Below are 15552 nucleotides of genomic sequence, written 5' to 3' on the forward strand. Positions count from 1 at the left end.
ACACGTCATCCTCTACACCAGCAACGGCGAGGCCAGGCAAGAGTTCTCCATCGTCCTCGCCGCCCGTCCCACCGCAGGCGAACTGACCCCGAGCTCAGAGTCCAGCGAAGTCCTTTGGGCGGCCAGGGACAATGTCGAGAGCTACCGCATGGACCGCTCAATGCGCATGCGCATCAGCCATTACCTTCAGGGAGACGGCCCCCACATCGGCTGAACCAGCCGGAGCACATCCAGCCGGTCTACATCCGGCTGGCGTCAACGCCGGGGCTGCGACACATTCAGCAAAAAGCCAGGTCAGCAGCATGATCACTGCATGACCACACACTGCGAGACCACTGAACGGATGAGAACTTTCTCTACGGTCTCAAGGGCAGTCCGCCTGCGGCGGTCTGCCACGCGTGGGCGGTCGCCGGCCGCGCTGCGGCTCTTCGGCCGGTCGCGACCAGCGCCGCCCACGCCTTCGAACGCCTCGTCGAGAAACCTGTCGGTAGCCATTGTTGCGATCCGGCAGACACCAATCGCCAGAATCCGCCCAGCACTTTCGTCGACAGACAAGATCAGTTAACCGCGCGCTCGAGGGGAGATCCCGTCGAGCGCATTCGCTCTTTCGAGCTGTTTGAACGAAGCATCAACGACCAGAAATCGTGACGAATGACGAGCTGTTGTCGAAGGCCGAGTGGATCGTTGCGACGGCTCACCCGCAAAGAGAAGGCCGTGCTGCCGCGCCACTTCCGGTGCTCGGGCCTGACGGCCCTGCGCTCCGGGTTGGCTTGCCACCGGATACGCGGGTTGGTGTGGTCTTCTGTGTAGCAGGGATGCACAACAACGTCGTCTCACGCGGGCTGAGATCATTCCGCACGGCCTCACACTGCCGAGCACCAGCGCAAACGAGTCCCAAGCGGCGACGGATGATCTTGAGGCGAGCAGGCGGAGCCGTGAGCACGATATAATCCGGAAGGAAGCTGGATTCTGAGGTCTTCTATGTGGGTTTTCCGCCAGGATGGGCATAGGATAGCGGTAGATGCCTCGTCTACGTACGGAGGCTCAGCATGCTTGTGGGGTTCCGGGCCGCGAACGTTTTGTCGTTTCGCGGAGAGTTCGAGCTGTCGTTGCTCTCCCCGCAGGAGGGCGACAGCGCTGCGCGAACCCTTGATGGCCTACGCATCTCTCCCGTAGCGGCTATCTTCGGCGCCAATGCCTCCGGGAAGACGAACGTTCTCGCCTCCATGCGCTGGATGCGTCACGCTGTCCTCGATTCGGTGGCGGACTGGGCGCGCGCCAAGGGCGTACCGAGGTGGCCGTTCGCATTGGAACGTGAGGCGGCAGCGGAAACTTCCCTCTTCGAAGTCGACGTCGTCATCCGAGGTGACCGATACATCTACGGATTCGAGGTTTCCAACGAGCGCGTGGAAACCGAATGGCTGCACGTCTATCCCCAAGGGAGCCGTCGTCGGCAGGTTTGGTTCGACCGGGACGCCGAACGCCCCGATCGCGGTGAAGATGAGTACCGGTTCCCCAGCGATCGACTGAGGGGTGCCAAGAAGCCCGTGGTCGACTATACAAGGCCAAACGCGCTGTTCCTTACGGCAGCGGGATCACTCCAGATGAAACAGTTGGTGCCACTGTACGACTGGTTCAAGGACAATCTCTGGTTGGTGAGTCCAGGGGATGACCTGCGGCAGCGTGACGCTTATACCCGGTGGGAGCTCCTGAGACCGGAGTTCCGGAAGCGTGTCGAAGGTCTGCTGTCCGTGGCCGATCTAGGCGTGACCGGACTCGAGGTCGAGGATCGAGGCGAGGAGATGCCCGAAGTCTCCTTGGTCCACAATGGTAAGGAAGGGCCGACACCGTTCGACATCCACCACCAAGAATCTTTCGGCACTCTCGCGTGGTTCGCCCTTTTGGGACCGCTGCTCAAAGCACTCGACGATGGAGCAGTGCTCCTGGTCGACGAACTGGACTCCAGCCTGCACCCAGTGCTAGTCGCTGAGGTCGTGCGGCTCTTCGAGGACCTTGTCGCCAACCCGCGAGGAGCGCAGCTGTTGTTCACTGGGCACGATGTGACCTTGTTGAGCAAGGCTCACGTCGAACGCCCGCTGGATCGTGAGCAGGTATGGGTCACTGAGAAGCGAAGGACCGGTGAGTCTGAGCTCTACCCGCTCACGGACGCGGGCGTGCGCGCGGACGAGAGCCTGGAGCGTGGGTACCTGCGTGGCCGATACGGAGGCGTGCCACGCATCGGTCTTGGCGGCATAGCTGTGGAGGTCGAGAAACGCGCCGCTGGGGCCGACGCGTGACTCGGGTCAAGAAGAAGGGCCCACCGACTGGTGGTCCCCGCGTCCCGCGCGCGGTGACCGAGGGCCGCAAGCGCAAGGTGATCTATGCCGTATTGGAGGGAGAGTGCACCGAGCGGGACTATCTTGACCATATGGAGAAGAGGTTCGCTGGCGATCCACCAACCTTTGAGATCCACAAGCTCTGGAAACGCAACGGCTTGAAGCCTAAAGGGGTGGCGGACTGGGCCCTAGAGAAGCTCGGCGAGTTGGACGATCCAGAGCGCGAGCAGGTGTGGGCCTTCTTTGACAGGGATGACCATGACCTCGTTGAGGAGTCTTACGCACGGGCGAAGGCGGCGGGGGTGAAGGTTGCCTACTCCAACCCTTGCTTTGAGCTATGGCTGTTGCTCCACTTCGTGCCGGGGGTGTCCGGAGCGCAGGATTCACACGGAGTGCAGCAACAGCTGAGAGCTGCTCATCGAGTCTTCCGTAACTTCGACAAGCATCTTGATGATGCCCAGAAGCGGGCGCTGGATGGCAAGGAGACGGATGCGGTCAGCCGGGCGAAGACGCTGATCACGAACTGCCCAAGCCTGGTCTGCACCGCCAAGAGGGGCCACGGAACCGACTGCAAGGTGCTCGACCGCGTCCCTTCGACGGATGTGTGGAAGCTTCTGGTCAGCCTAGGCATCGTGTCCCCCTGAACTGTGAGAGATTCTTCCACGTGCCTAAGCTGACTCTTTCCCAACTGGAACGCCACCTCTTCGCCGCCGCCGACATCCTGCGTGGTCAGATGGAGGCATCTGACTACAAGGACTACATCTTTGGGATGTTGTTCTTGAAGCGGGCGGCCGATGAGTTCGAGTCTGCGCGGCAGGAGGTCTATGACGCCGAGTTGAAGCGGACGGGCAGCGAGGCCGAGGCGCTAGCCGCTGCCGACGACCCGGAGTCCTACCCTGATCACTTCTACGTTCCGGACGAGGCCCGATGGAAGACGATCGAAGGGCTGGTGTCCAACGTCGGCGAGGGCCTCGACACCGCTCTCCATGCCCTGGAGACTGCGAACAAAGACGACCTGAACGGTGTCGTCGGGCACATCTACTTCAACCGTACGATCGGTGAGGGCGCGCGGCGCGTGGACGATCGCAAGCTGCGCGAACTGATCCGGCACTTCGGCAAGCACCGCCTGCGCAACGAGGACTTCGAGTTCCCTGACCTGCTTGGCGCCGCCTACGAGTACCTCATCGGTGAGTTCGCCGATTCGGCGGGGAAGAAGGGCGGGGAGTTCTATACACCGCGTCCGGTGATCCGGATGATGGTCCGCCTGGTTGATCCGCAACCCGACGATTCGGTCTATGATCCGTGCGCCGGCTCGGGCGGCATGCTTATTTTTGCCCGAGAGTATGTGGATGAGCACGACCCCGACGGCGTAGCGGGGCGGCGGCTGACCTTGGCCGGCCAGGAGCTCAGCGGGACCTCCTGGGCCATGGCAAAAATGAATCTCCTACTCCACGGCATTCGGGATGCCTCGCTCAAGCAGGGCGACACCATCGGTGACCCTAAGCATGTCGCGAATGGAAAGCTCGTCCGCTTCACAAAGATCCTCAGCAATCCACCCTTTTCGATCAACTACGACAAGGCGGGAGCCACGAGGCATTTCAAGGAGCGTTTCCGGCGCGGCTGGTGCCCCGACTCAAGCAAGAAGGCCGACTTGATGTTCGTGCAGCACATGGTCAGTGTGCTGGAGGACGGTGGGATCGCTGCGACTGTCATGCCGCACGGTGTGCTCTTCCGCGGGGGGGTGGAGCGGGAGATCCGGGAAAAGCTGCTTATTGACGACGTTATCGAAGCCGTGATTGGGCTTGCGCCTAACCTGTTCTACGGCACAGGCATTCCCGGCTGTATCCTTGTACTGCGCTCACCCTGCGGAAAACCTCGAGAGCGGGAAGGCAAGGTGTTGTTTATCAATGCTGACCGCGAGTTCGTGGCTGGCCGAGCGCAGAACCATCTGGCCTTCGACCATGTCGAGAAGATCGTCACTACATATCGGCAGTGGCGGCAGATCAAAGGATTCTCGCGAGTCGTCAGCGTTGACGACTTGCTTAAGGCCGAGGCCAATCTAAACATCCGTCGCTGGATTGATAACTCACCCCCACCCGAGCCGCAGGACGTCCGCGCCCACCTGCACGGTGGAGTGCCCCGGGCCGAGGTTGAGAGCGCTGCAGAGGCATTCTCGGCTTTCGGTATCGACGTGTTTTCCTTGTTCACCGAGCGCGACTCTGACTATCTGGACTTCCTCCCCGAGGGACATGAGACTACCGTGGCACGGATCACAGATATCGCCGCTCCACGCCTCAACGAGCTCCGTAACGCTTTCGACGCCTGGTGGACTACTCACTCCACATCGCTCGCTGTCCTACCCGAGACCAGGCTTCTAATGAAGGCCCGTGAGAACCTCCTGGAGTCATTTGGTACAGCCCTCGCTCCAGCTGGAGTACTTGATGAGTTTGCCCGAGCCGGAATCATTGCTCAGTGGTGGGGCGAGAACAAGTACGATCTGAAGGCGCTGGTCGCCGATGGCGAGCCACGTGGCTTCGCCAGGGTGATAGATGGTTGGGTGACAACCATTGAGACCATGTTCCTCCCTGGGGACGGAGAGAAGAGCAAGCCGGCGGCTGAGCGCCGCAAGGCCTTCGATCATCCATTGGTCGTCCGGGTCATGCCGAGCTTTCTCAAGCGACTGGAGGAATTGACGGCCGAACATGCCGAGGCTGATGCGGAAGTAAAGGCTGCCGAGGCACGGCTGGTCGAGTTGGCTGACGAGGACGAGGAAACTGACGATGTACTTATGCCCTCCCCTGAGACTGGGATGGAGCTACTCCGGCTCGAGTTGGAGATAAGTGCTTTGAAGAAACGGCGTGCTGTGATCGCCAAGAAGCGCAAGAATCTGGAAGGGGTCTTCCTCCGAGAACTGCGGGCCGAAGTGTCTACTCTTTCCACTGATCAGGAGCGTCAAATCGTGCTCGACATTTTCTGCGATCGACTGTCTCCAGGTCTCGAGAACCGTGCTGCCGAGAACCTCCGAGCGATTCAGTCCTGGTTCAGGAAATGGGCTGACAAATACGCAGTGTCTCTGGATGAGCTCGAAGACTCTCGCGCGGCCGCCGCCCAGCGCCTGACTGCTTCTCTTAAGGATCTGGGATATGTCTAAGCTTGCTATGCCGTTGTATGCTGATTGGCCCCTACTCCCACTCGCCGACACGGTTGAGATACTTCGGCGCGGAACAGCTCCGGTATATGTGGATTCGAGTTCGATTCACGCTATCGGGCAACGCTGTATTCAGGATCGCGGGCTTGACCTCACTGCCGCTCGGCCACATGACCACAGAGTGTCGAAGGGCCTCCTCCGGCCAAAGCCAGGAGATGTCTTGTTGAACTCGACAGGGACGGGGACGATCGGCCGGAGTTGCATTTTTCGATCCGATGCCGATTGCATGATCGACTCGCATGTCACCCTTCTTCGATGCAAGGCAGACATGCTCGATAGCCGTTGGCTTCGCGCCCTTCTCGCCTCTCCCTACGGTCAGCGTCATCTTGAGTTGCACTGCTACTCTGGGTCCACCAATCAGATTGAGCTGGTGGGAAGTCGTCTTTCGTCGACGTTTGTTCCTATTCCCAACCTTAGCGAGCAACTGCACATTGCAGAGATTCTTGACGAGATCGCAGTATTTATTGAACGCTTGTCCGAGCGGATTGTTAAGCTAAAGAACTTGAGGTCCGGACTGTTGCTTGACGCACTGAATGGCGTCTCGGCTCCTAGCGTTCTACCAGGATGGCGGCGCATACCACTAGGAGATTTGGTTGTTTCGGTCGACTACGGGATCTCTAGTCCGCTAAGTGGGGATCCTGCTGGGATCCCTGTGCTAAGAATGAACAATGTAGGCGACGGGCGAGTCCATGCAAACGACATAAAGTTTTCGACGGAGCATGTAAGCGGAGAATTGCGCCTCAAGTATGGGGATGTGCTCTTCAACCGAACAAATAGTATAGAGCATGTTGGACGCTCGGGAATGTGGCGCAACGAGTTGAGCGAGGCTACATTTGCTTCTTATTTGGTCCGAATCAATACTGATCCAACCCAAGTAGATCCTGAATACCTTGCTCTTTGGCTAACTCATCCGCTTGTAAGAAGCCGCATAAGGGCTATCTCAACGCCAGCCGTGCAGCAAGTAAATGTCAACCCGACAAAACTACAGCGACTCCTAATCGACCTACCTTCCGATCTCGGTGGCCAGCGACGAACTCTTGCGTCGCTGGCCAAGGTAGACAAGCAACTCGAACGAGAGCGACGCGAGTTGGAGAAACTCAAGACACTTCAGAGAGGGCTGACGGATGATCTCTTGACCGGTAGAGTACGAGTGAAGCGTGTACTGGGAGCTATCGGGGGATAGATCCGAAGGGCGGCGGCGTGCCTGAGCGTGATGAGGTTGAACTGCCTCTGGTCCGGCAGTTGCTCGCGCTGGGTTGGACAGAGCATCTCGATGGCTCGAATGGCGCTGCTATACCTGTAGATCCAGCTTATTCGGGTCGGAACAGCTTTTCAGATCATTTTCTCCGCCGTCGGTTTCGTGATGCTGTACAGAAGGTCAACCGAGGTCCGGGTGGCGGGGAGTGGCTGGATGACTCTCGGCTGGATCGGATTGAGGCAGCTTTCACCCGGCTTCTATCCGGCGGTGTGCTGGAGCTAAACCAGGCTGTCACCGAGATCTTGCTTAAGGGCGTGCCCGTTGAGGGGTTGCCTGAGTGGGACGGGGGCAAGGTCAAGAACGCCAAGCTGGTCGACTGGGACGATCCCAAGGCCAATGACCTGTTGGTTGTCAACCAGTTTCGAGTGCGTACAGCGACGGGTTCCGTGGTATTCGACCTGGTTCTGTTCGTCAACGGAATCCCGTTAGTGGTCGTTGAGACCAAGCGGCCGGGTCGGGAGGGCGGCATCGGCGAGGCTATCGCCGACCTTCGAGCCTATACGGGCGAGCGCGAGTCGGGCTTCGACGAAGGCGCTCCTGAATTCTTCCGCTTCGTCCAGTTGCTCATTGCCACCGATGGCGACCGGGCCAGACTGGGCACGATCTCCTCCGAACCAGAACACTATTCCGCCTGGCGGACGGTGGAACCGGCGAGGGTCCCGCAGGTCCGTGCGGAGCTCGGAGTCCCGGACGGACACGTGCTGTCCGAGATGGAAGTCCTCGCAGCAGGCGTGCTCCGGCCCGAGCACTTGCTCGACATCGTCAGGAACTTCATCGTCGTCCACCAGAACGACGATCGGAAGATCAAACTAGTCGCCCGTTACCAGCAGTTCCGCGCCGTGCATCGGATAGTCGATCGCCTGAGAAATCGGCGCTCCAGGCTTCAAGGCGCCGCGCAGGACGAGCGTGGAGGCATCCTCTGGCATACTCAAGGCTCGGGCAAGAGCCTGACGATCGTCTTCTTGATCCGCAAGATGCGGACTCTCGAAAGTCTGTCTCGGTTTAAGATCGTTATAGTCTCGGACCGAAGGGACCTCCAGCGTCAGCTTGAGCCCGTACTCGCTCTAAGTGACGAGACCCCGCTCATGGCTCGCAGGATCGAGACGGCTAAGGCCTATCTCGGCGAGACCGTGCCTGGTGTGGTCCAGTTGATGATCCAGCAGGCTCAGCGTGACGACTCGGTGGGGCAGCAGGAAGAGCCGGAGCGGTTCGCGGACGACCCTGCAGATACGATCATCCATTTTCCCAGGCTCAACACCAGCGACCAAATCCTGCTCCTCATCGATGAGGCGCATCGCAACCAGGCCGGACGGCTACACGCCCGTCTTAGTCACGCCTTGCCGAACGCCGCCAAGATGGGTCTCACCGGCACCCCGATCATCCGGAGAAATAGGCAGAACTCTAGGAGGATCTTCGGCCAGGAGATTGATGTCTACACACTGAGCGAATCCGAGATCGACGGTGCGACAGTCCCTATCCGTTACGAGGGGCGTGAGACCTTCCCTGAAGTCGTCGATCGAGTGCTCCTTGATGAGGGGTATGAAGCGGCGGTTCCGGACGCGGACCACCGTACGCGGGTGCAGCGCGCTATGGAGCGCCGCGAGATCCTTGAGCGGGAGCACGTCATCGCGGCTAAGGCCCGCGACATGCTGCTGCACTGGGTGGACCGCATCCTCCCCGGAGGATTCAAGGCGCAAGTTGTTGCGATCTCCCGTCTAGCCACTGTGCGTTATCGCGAGGCCTTTCTACGCGCACGGGCGGAACTGGTTAGCGCCTTGGAGCACTTTGAGGCCACGGGGCTACTGCCGGAGGACTTCGCCGTACCTGACGACTTCGACGCGGGATTTGCCGAACGGGCGGCCCGATTCCTACCGCTGATCCGCATCATAGACTTCGTTCCTGTCATTTCCGCAGGGCCGAAGAACAAAGATCCGAATGCATGGAGCGCATGGACTTCCGAGACGGCACAACGCCGTCACATCGACGAATTCAAGGACCGGCTGCCCGCCCTCGAGACCTTCGGTGCACCGCCGGCCTGGATGGAGATAACCCCGACGCGTTCCCCACTGGATGACCATGAACCGTGGTCGAGCCGGGGACGCGCTCCTGCACCAGACAGTGTCGCCTCTGTCGGGTCAATTCATGATCCTTGGTACCGAGCACGACCCGACGACGGCTTCAAGCATGCCTCACCCTCAAGGCCACAGTTGCCACCTCCGGGCCCAGGCCACCCTAATTCAGGAGGCAGCCCGATAGCGTTCGTCATTGTGGTAGGCATGCTCCTCACCGGCTTCGACGCGCCCATCGAGCAAGCCCTATACCTAGACCGGCCGATCCGCGAGGCCGAGCTACTCCAGGCAATTGCACGGACCAACCGCACGGCCAGATTGAAGGAGTACGGACTGGTAGTTGACTACGTGGCCCTGTCGGAGAACCTGGACAAGGCCCTGTCCGACTACCGCCGCCAGGACGTGGAAGGAGCCCTTGAAAGCCTCCTTGGTCACGACCTTCCGGAACTACGAGATCGGCGGCAACGGATTCGGGACTTCTTCACCGAACTTGGCATGGGACCGATGGCCGGCGAGGTCGCCAGGCGCCAACTGGTCGTCCGCCTTGCGGATCCCCTGCTGCGAGTACGGTTCGATAATCTGGCACGGGATTTCTTCGCTTACCTCGATCGCGTTCTGCCTCGGCCCGAGGCGCTGGAGTTCGAGGACGACGCTCAATGGCTGATCCGAACCCAATACCTATTGCGTCACACATATCGCGAGACCAGGGACGGCGCACTCGACCCGTACCTGTACGGCGCCCACGTCCGCCGACTGCTCGATCGCCACATTAGGGCTTGGGCTGTCCTCCAGCGGATCCCTCCCGTGAACATCGACGACCCTGGCTTCCTCCATCGGGTGGACGATCTCAATGACGACCGCCTATCAGCAATGCACATGAAGCATGCCCTGGAACGGCACATCAGGGAGCGCAGGGCCAGCGACCCGGTCCAGATGCAACGACTCAGCGAGCGTCTGGACGAACTGATCGAAGAACTTCGCGGCTCCTGGGAGCAACTGTCCCTGGAACTGCGCTCTCTTGTGGCCGCCACGCTGGAAACCGAGCGTGTGCAAGCCGCAAGGGCACGTGAACTTGGCTTGGACCCTGGGACCGAACTGCCTATCCACAGCGTACTGGAAGACCGGTTGGCGGAGCTGAGCTCCAGCGGCGGCACCAGGGTAGTCGGCAATCTCATCGAAGTATCGCGTGCTCTGGCAGATATCATTCGCGTCGAGGTGAGGCCGCGGCATTTCCCCGACACCCCACAGCTGCACGTACGGCTGCGCCGCCTTATCCGCAAGCACCTCGTCGAGGCAGGCGTGGCCCCGCGTGTAGCGGCAACGCCCATCGCGGAAGACGTCGCTGAGCTGGCGCTAGCTCGGCGGGGGTATTACTTGGAGTGATGGAAGTACAGGACGAGCTGAGCGCACACCAGCAGGCGTTGGCGCAGCTGGGCGTGGACTGCCGGATAGAGATCAGCGCGCGAAGCCGTGCGGTCGCGATCTCTGTTGCACCGGGCGGGCTAGTCACCGTTCGCGTCCCGGAACAGATCTCACCGCAGAATCTCGTCGAGATCGTGCAGCGTCGGATGCGCTGGCTGGCTCGGTCAGTCGCGGATCAGACACTTCTCACGCCTGACCATCCGGTGAAGCAGATGGTGGGTGGAGAATCCTATGCCGTGTTCGGGCATAATCATCGACTGTTGCCAGTCGAGTGGTCCAAACATCCAGTTGTAGTGCGTGGGCGCCAGCTGGAGGTCGTACAGGCAACACCTGACACGATGGCGGCCACTCTCATTCACTGGTACCAAGCCCGTGGGCAAGACTGGTTGGGTCGGCAAGCACCGCAATTGGCACATCGGCTAGGTGTGCCACTTCCAAAGATCAATGTTGGTGACCTCAGAGCGCAATGGGGTCGCTGCCATGCGGGTGAGCTGATCCAATTTCATTGGGCACTTTTCCAACTACCTGTGCGGCTGATCGAATTGGTCCTTGCGCACGAACTGGTCCACCTGATCGAGGCGGGTCACGGAAAAGGCTTTCAACGGCTTCTCACCCGGCTGATCCCCGATCACATGGAGCGATCTCAAGCGCTTGCGGAGGCCGGGTCAAGAACATGGATGGGAGACGTGGTGCCGCCAAAGTGAGGTGCAGGGACTGGACGGCTTACTCGACATGCCCACTCGGCGTTCCTTCCTTCTCTCACACCGCCCGTTCCTTAGCCGACCAATGCATCGCTCGACCTTCTGCTCTCGCCTTCCACCCATGCCGCGCCGACTCCTCATGCTTGGACTCCGTCAGCGCCCCGCTCCACGTACCATCGCTAGTCTGCTGCGCGGCGAGCCGATCCGTCTGCACCCTGATCCGCAGCATAGGACGGGTCATCAAGGCGGCAACGATGCCTCCATGCCCGATGCACTGTAGCGGCTGAGCCACCGCACCAGACGCGGCTCATCGCAGCGCAACCACCAATCCTGGACTGCCTACCGTAGTAGTTCCTGGCCGGTGTCACGCTTGAGGCAACGAACGCAACCAGGCTCCGCTTTTGTCTAGGGCACGAGCTGCCTGGTACCGGCCCTCACTCGGTTGTGTCTGTCAGCAAACGTCCGATACGGTCCACTACAAGTAGCTCGAGATGAATCATCCTGCGGTTAACTTGGAGGGACTTTGCCTGGGTTCACCAGAGACAACCTAGACGCGCTCGCAAGCGCGATACGTGAGCTAGATCCGAGCAGCCAGTATGTCTCGCTAGATGTCGAAGCCCGCCAGGTGCGCTATGCCCGGGCTATTAAGCAGCATGAAGCTATATGCGACTACGTGGGAGACGAAGAACCAGTCCGCGCATACTTCGTCGCTTGGCTTTGTACGCGCGGCAGTTACCCGCCTGAGGCTATAGAGCTGGAAAGGCGCTATGACTTCGGAAGAGAAAGCCACTTAGAACTAGATATAAGGATCTCGCGCCCAGGTCATCCGGATAGCGCATACGCACTCATCGAAATGAAGCCCCCGTCGGGCTTCGGAGACGAGGCCGACGGAAGAATCAATGGCCAGCTCTTCGCTCCCGGCGGCCAAGAGCCCGAGACGCGCATTCTTTCTCTGGCAACGGTCGCAGTTGGGAGTGACGGAGAGCCTGCAATCAAAACAGTAACAATAGGCTACGAACCGACACTTACCTACGATAAGTGGACCGAGGCAGGTCGGCCGCACGTCGACGACTTCCCAATAAATTATGATGAGCCCACCCAAGAACCACTTAGCCCTGGAACCTCGCGTGACCTTAGAGTGTCCGCTGACCGAGCCGAGCTTGAGCGTCTGCGCAAGCAGCTTCACGATCGCCTATGGGGAGGCACGCGCGACGATAATCAAATCTATTCTTGGTTGGTTCGGTTTCTCTTGACCAAGATTCACGATGAGAAGGTTACGAATAACGGCGAACCATATCAGTTCCAAGTGTTTCATCAGGGGAGCCGGAAGGAACCTGCTGCCCATACGCTCTCTCGGGTAAGTAACCGCTACGCAGAAGCCTATCGTAGATATATTCGGCCAGACGCAAATTATGTTGATCCACTTGATGAGTCCTTGTTCTCTGCCCAGGAGGCCCAGTGGGTAGTGGAGCTTCTACAGGGAATATCCCTCACTGTCGCTGGGTCTCACAGCGGCGATTTACTTGGCTCCTTCTTTGAAGGCATTACACGAGAAGGCTTCAAACAGAGCAAAGGGCTCTTCTTCACACATTACAACATCGCCGTATTCATGCTGGAAATTCTTGATGTCGGACGCCTCGCCGAGACCAAACTATCTAGTGCGGCGCATCCCAACGACCGGCTGCCCTATATTATTGACCCCTCATGTGGTAGCGGCACATTCCTTCGAACAGCCATGCGCGCGATCACCCGACACATACAACCACGGAGTTCTACTCTCGGTAGGAATACGGATGTCCGGGAACAGCTTGCCCTCAGATTCCCATCTGATTCACCGAACACATGGGCAAAGGACTTCATTTACGGGATTGAGAAACGAGAGGATTTAGCGATATCGACTAAAGTCAACATGGTACTGCATCGAGATGGACACACGCACGTGTTCAACGACGATGGGTTGGCGCCTCTGGATGCCATCGCCACACGCCACGGTGAAGAGAAACTCCGAGCGCACGCTGACCCAGATCAATCCTACGATAAGCCAGTAGCTGAAACCTTTGACGTCGTCGTTACCAATCCTCCCTTCAGCATCACACTCGACGCTAATGTTAAGGCGCAACTCTCGGCCGCATTCCGCCTAGCTAGTGATCGGAACAGCGAAAATCTATTCCTAGAGCGGTGGTACCAACTACTTAAGCCAGGAGGCCGGCTGGGTGCTGTCCTTCCTGAAAGCTTCTACTCTACTAGCGAAAATCTTAAGGCGCGCCTCTTTCTCTTTGAGCGCTTTAACGTGCGTGCAATCGTCACTCTTCCATCGCATGCGTTTCAGCCGTGGACGCCAACCCGAACCAGCCTACTTTTCGCACAGAAGAAGACGGCGCAGGAGGAGCTTCTCTGGACAGAAGCATTCGACAAGCACTACGGCACCCTGAGCGCTGCCCAAGCATCAGCCATCGCTTCAGCGAAGGCGATTATCAAGTCCGGCCGGCGGACTCCTCAGCAGCTTGCGAGCCACCAGGAGATCATTGAACGGTCCCTACTCGAACTGCCAGTGGGACAAGTGCGGACGCCTGTTGGTTCCGTTGGGTGGGCCGAGGAAGTCTTAGCTGCAGTAGATTCATTTAGTACAGAAAGCGAGGCGTTTCGGCGCACCCTAAATGATATTGGGATTCCCGACTACACAGGAGTAATTGTCTCTGAGGTTGGCTATCGGCGCACAAAGCGGGCGGAGAATGAGCGCCGAAATGATTTGTTTCGAGCCGTCGCCGAAGGGGATCTTGGCGAGGTGGTTGTGCTACGTAATCTGAATGGCGCGCCAGATAGCTGGAGAATAGAGACGAGCGAAGGCGCGGACGACGCTCTCTCGGTTCTGAGAGCGGAGCAGTTGTGGCACTGATGAAGTTGCATGTGGCAGCTCCTGATATAGCAAGGTCCGGAGCGGCCCGGCTTGACCCCCGGTTTCACTACCTCCGCCGTTCGGCTTCGCCCTTGATCGACCACTTAAAGAGCACTGTTCGGCTCGGCCTGGTAGCTACTTTCTCGAATGGGCTAAACCTTCCGAGATCGGCGTATGCAGAAGATGCCGAGGACGGTGCGGCTCTCTATGCATCTGTCGCGGCCCTCTCATCCGCTGTCCTTCGACCGTCGAGTTGTATCCCGTTGAAGACAACGGGAAACTATGTTTCGGGTATAAGAATAGCCATTGAAGAAATCGCTGTCCGCCCAGACGAACTTTTGATTACGCGTTCCGGAACACCTGGGGTTGCATGGTCTGGCGCGCAGGTGGCGGAAGATACTGCAGTCATTCCGTCAGGCTTTATCATCAGGGGCATTGTTGACCAGGAGTTTAGTGTGGACTTCGTGGCGGCGATTCTTAACCATCCAGCCTGGCGACTCCTCACGTCAGCCCTCGCCTCAGGAAAGCGGCAAGATAATCTTAGCCAGGAACAACTTGCTGACGTACCGATCCCAATTGTGGATCACGAAATCCAAAGAGGAATTGCTTTCCGTTTCCAGGAGGCACTGGGTCAGATCGAGAATCTGTATGGCAACGAGTCAGATTTTACGAGTATCTGTGACGAGGTCCTGAGCGTAACTCTTGGTCTCTGCCCTCCTCTGCTCCCGCGCCTTCCTGTCCAGGTGCGACGCGTGCCTGTAGGAGAAGTTGCGGAAACGCGGACTCTCCGTATAGATAATCGATGGCACGGGGCAGCAAACTTGGTTGTAAGGTCCGCGCTGCGTGAGATCGAGAGAACTACCATGCGGGCTCTGCTTGAGGGCGGTCCGAGCAAGGGCAGACAGCCGAGGTGGATCTCAGAAGAACAAGCCGATAAGGACACTCCCCGCGGGATTTCTACAGCAACCATACAGTCAGGGACGATAAGCTGGGAAAACGCTAAGCCGACTACACAGGAGTCGGTCGAGGCCTTTCCTGTTCGACGTGGCGAGTTGTTGGTAGCGATGGATGGAGACGGGTCGCTCGGGAAGGCAGCGGTATATGAGCGCGATTCAGCTGCGACGGTCGACTCCCACATAGCCCGCTGTCGCCTCATCGGAGGACCGGAGGTGGCCGATGCGGTGAGTTGCTATCTGAACAGTACGTGGGGGCGAGTCCAAACAACCAGTCTTATGACTGGCGCGACGGGTCAAACACAGCTGAATCCAGCCGACCTTTGTAATATCATTATCCCGTCCGAACTCATCGTACGAGCATCGGGTGTTTCCTCCGCTTACCGTACTGCGCTGGGGGAATACGAATCACTAGTTCGAAAGGCGCGGCGGATCATCTCCGAGGCCTCGGCGGACTTGACGCAACAGCTTATCAGGGTGGGGGCTGTAGAGCAGAACGACCGGTTGGCTAGTTTCGAGGACCCAACGTACTTGCTCGGAGTATTTGATCTGCTCTATCTGCAGGGGTGGCGTTAGAGACTGAGTGGTAGACCCCTTAGCATTTAGCGGGATCTGATGCTCAGGTCGACATACGCTTCTGTGCGAGCGGCGGACGGTCCTGCGCCATGTACCCTTCCAGACTGCTCCGCGGATCCTTCGCGAGCGGAGC

At 59.0% G+C, this 15552-nt stretch carries 7 protein-coding genes and 1 pseudogene; all 8 read left to right on the forward strand.

Going from position 1 to position 15552, the window contains the following annotated elements; genetic code table 11:
* Window positions 1-214, forward strand: a pseudogene (locus FH608_RS49280) (NUDIX hydrolase); the annotation flags it as partial.
* An 835-nt stretch (window positions 215-1049) separates the two neighbouring features.
* Window positions 1050-2297, forward strand: coding sequence for an AAA family ATPase (locus tag FH608_RS49285; RefSeq protein WP_139638141.1), 1248 nt, complete (start codon window positions 1050-1052; stop codon window positions 2295-2297).
* Window positions 2298-2374: 77 nt separating this feature from the next.
* Window positions 2375-2980: an RloB family protein gene (locus tag FH608_RS49290; RefSeq protein WP_226900612.1), complete on the forward strand. Its 606-nt coding sequence runs from the start codon at window positions 2375-2377 to the stop codon at window positions 2978-2980.
* Window positions 2981-3000: 20 nt separating this feature from the next.
* Window positions 3001-5487, forward strand: a complete 2487-nt coding sequence (locus FH608_RS49295) for an HsdM family class I SAM-dependent methyltransferase (protein WP_139638143.1) — start codon at window positions 3001-3003, stop codon at window positions 5485-5487.
* Window positions 5488-5494: 7 nt separating this feature from the next.
* Window positions 5495-6727 (forward strand): restriction endonuclease subunit S, encoded by a 1233-nt coding sequence (locus FH608_RS54645; RefSeq protein WP_226900614.1) that lies wholly within the window; start codon window positions 5495-5497, stop codon window positions 6725-6727.
* 17 nt (window positions 6728-6744) lie between these two features.
* Window positions 6745-10254 carry a type I restriction endonuclease subunit R gene (locus FH608_RS49305; RefSeq protein WP_193319076.1) on the forward strand — a complete coding sequence of 1170 codons (3510 nt, stop codon included), beginning with the start codon at window positions 6745-6747 and terminating at the stop codon, window positions 10252-10254.
* Window positions 10254-10997, forward strand: coding sequence for a M48 family metallopeptidase (locus FH608_RS49310; protein WP_139638146.1), 744 nt, complete (start codon window positions 10254-10256; stop codon window positions 10995-10997). Before FH608_RS49305 ends, FH608_RS49310 begins: the two co-directional genes overlap by 1 nt.
* Before the next feature lie 670 nt (window positions 10998-11667).
* Complete coding sequence (locus FH608_RS49315) at window positions 11668-13890, forward strand: HsdM family class I SAM-dependent methyltransferase (RefSeq protein WP_139638147.1); 2223 nt, start codon at window positions 11668-11670, stop codon at window positions 13888-13890.
* The last annotated feature ends 1662 nt before the right edge of the window (window positions 13891-15552 follow it).

The sequence above is a fragment of the Nonomuraea phyllanthi genome (assembly GCF_006334985.2).
Taxonomy (GTDB): Bacteria; Actinomycetota; Actinomycetes; order Streptosporangiales; family Streptosporangiaceae; genus Nonomuraea; species Nonomuraea phyllanthi.

Excerpts from the sequence above, each read along its gene's own strand:
- FH608_RS49285 (WP_139638141.1), top strand. The coding sequence starts at position 1,050 with ATGCTTGTGGGGTTCCGGGCCGCGAACGTTTTGTCGTTTCGCGGAGAG.
- FH608_RS54645 (WP_226900614.1), top strand. The coding sequence starts at position 5,495 with ATGCCGTTGTATGCTGATTGGCCCCTACTCCCACTCGCCGACACGGTT.
- FH608_RS49310 (WP_139638146.1), top strand. The coding sequence starts at position 10,254 with ATGGAAGTACAGGACGAGCTGAGCGCACACCAGCAGGCGTTGGCGCAG.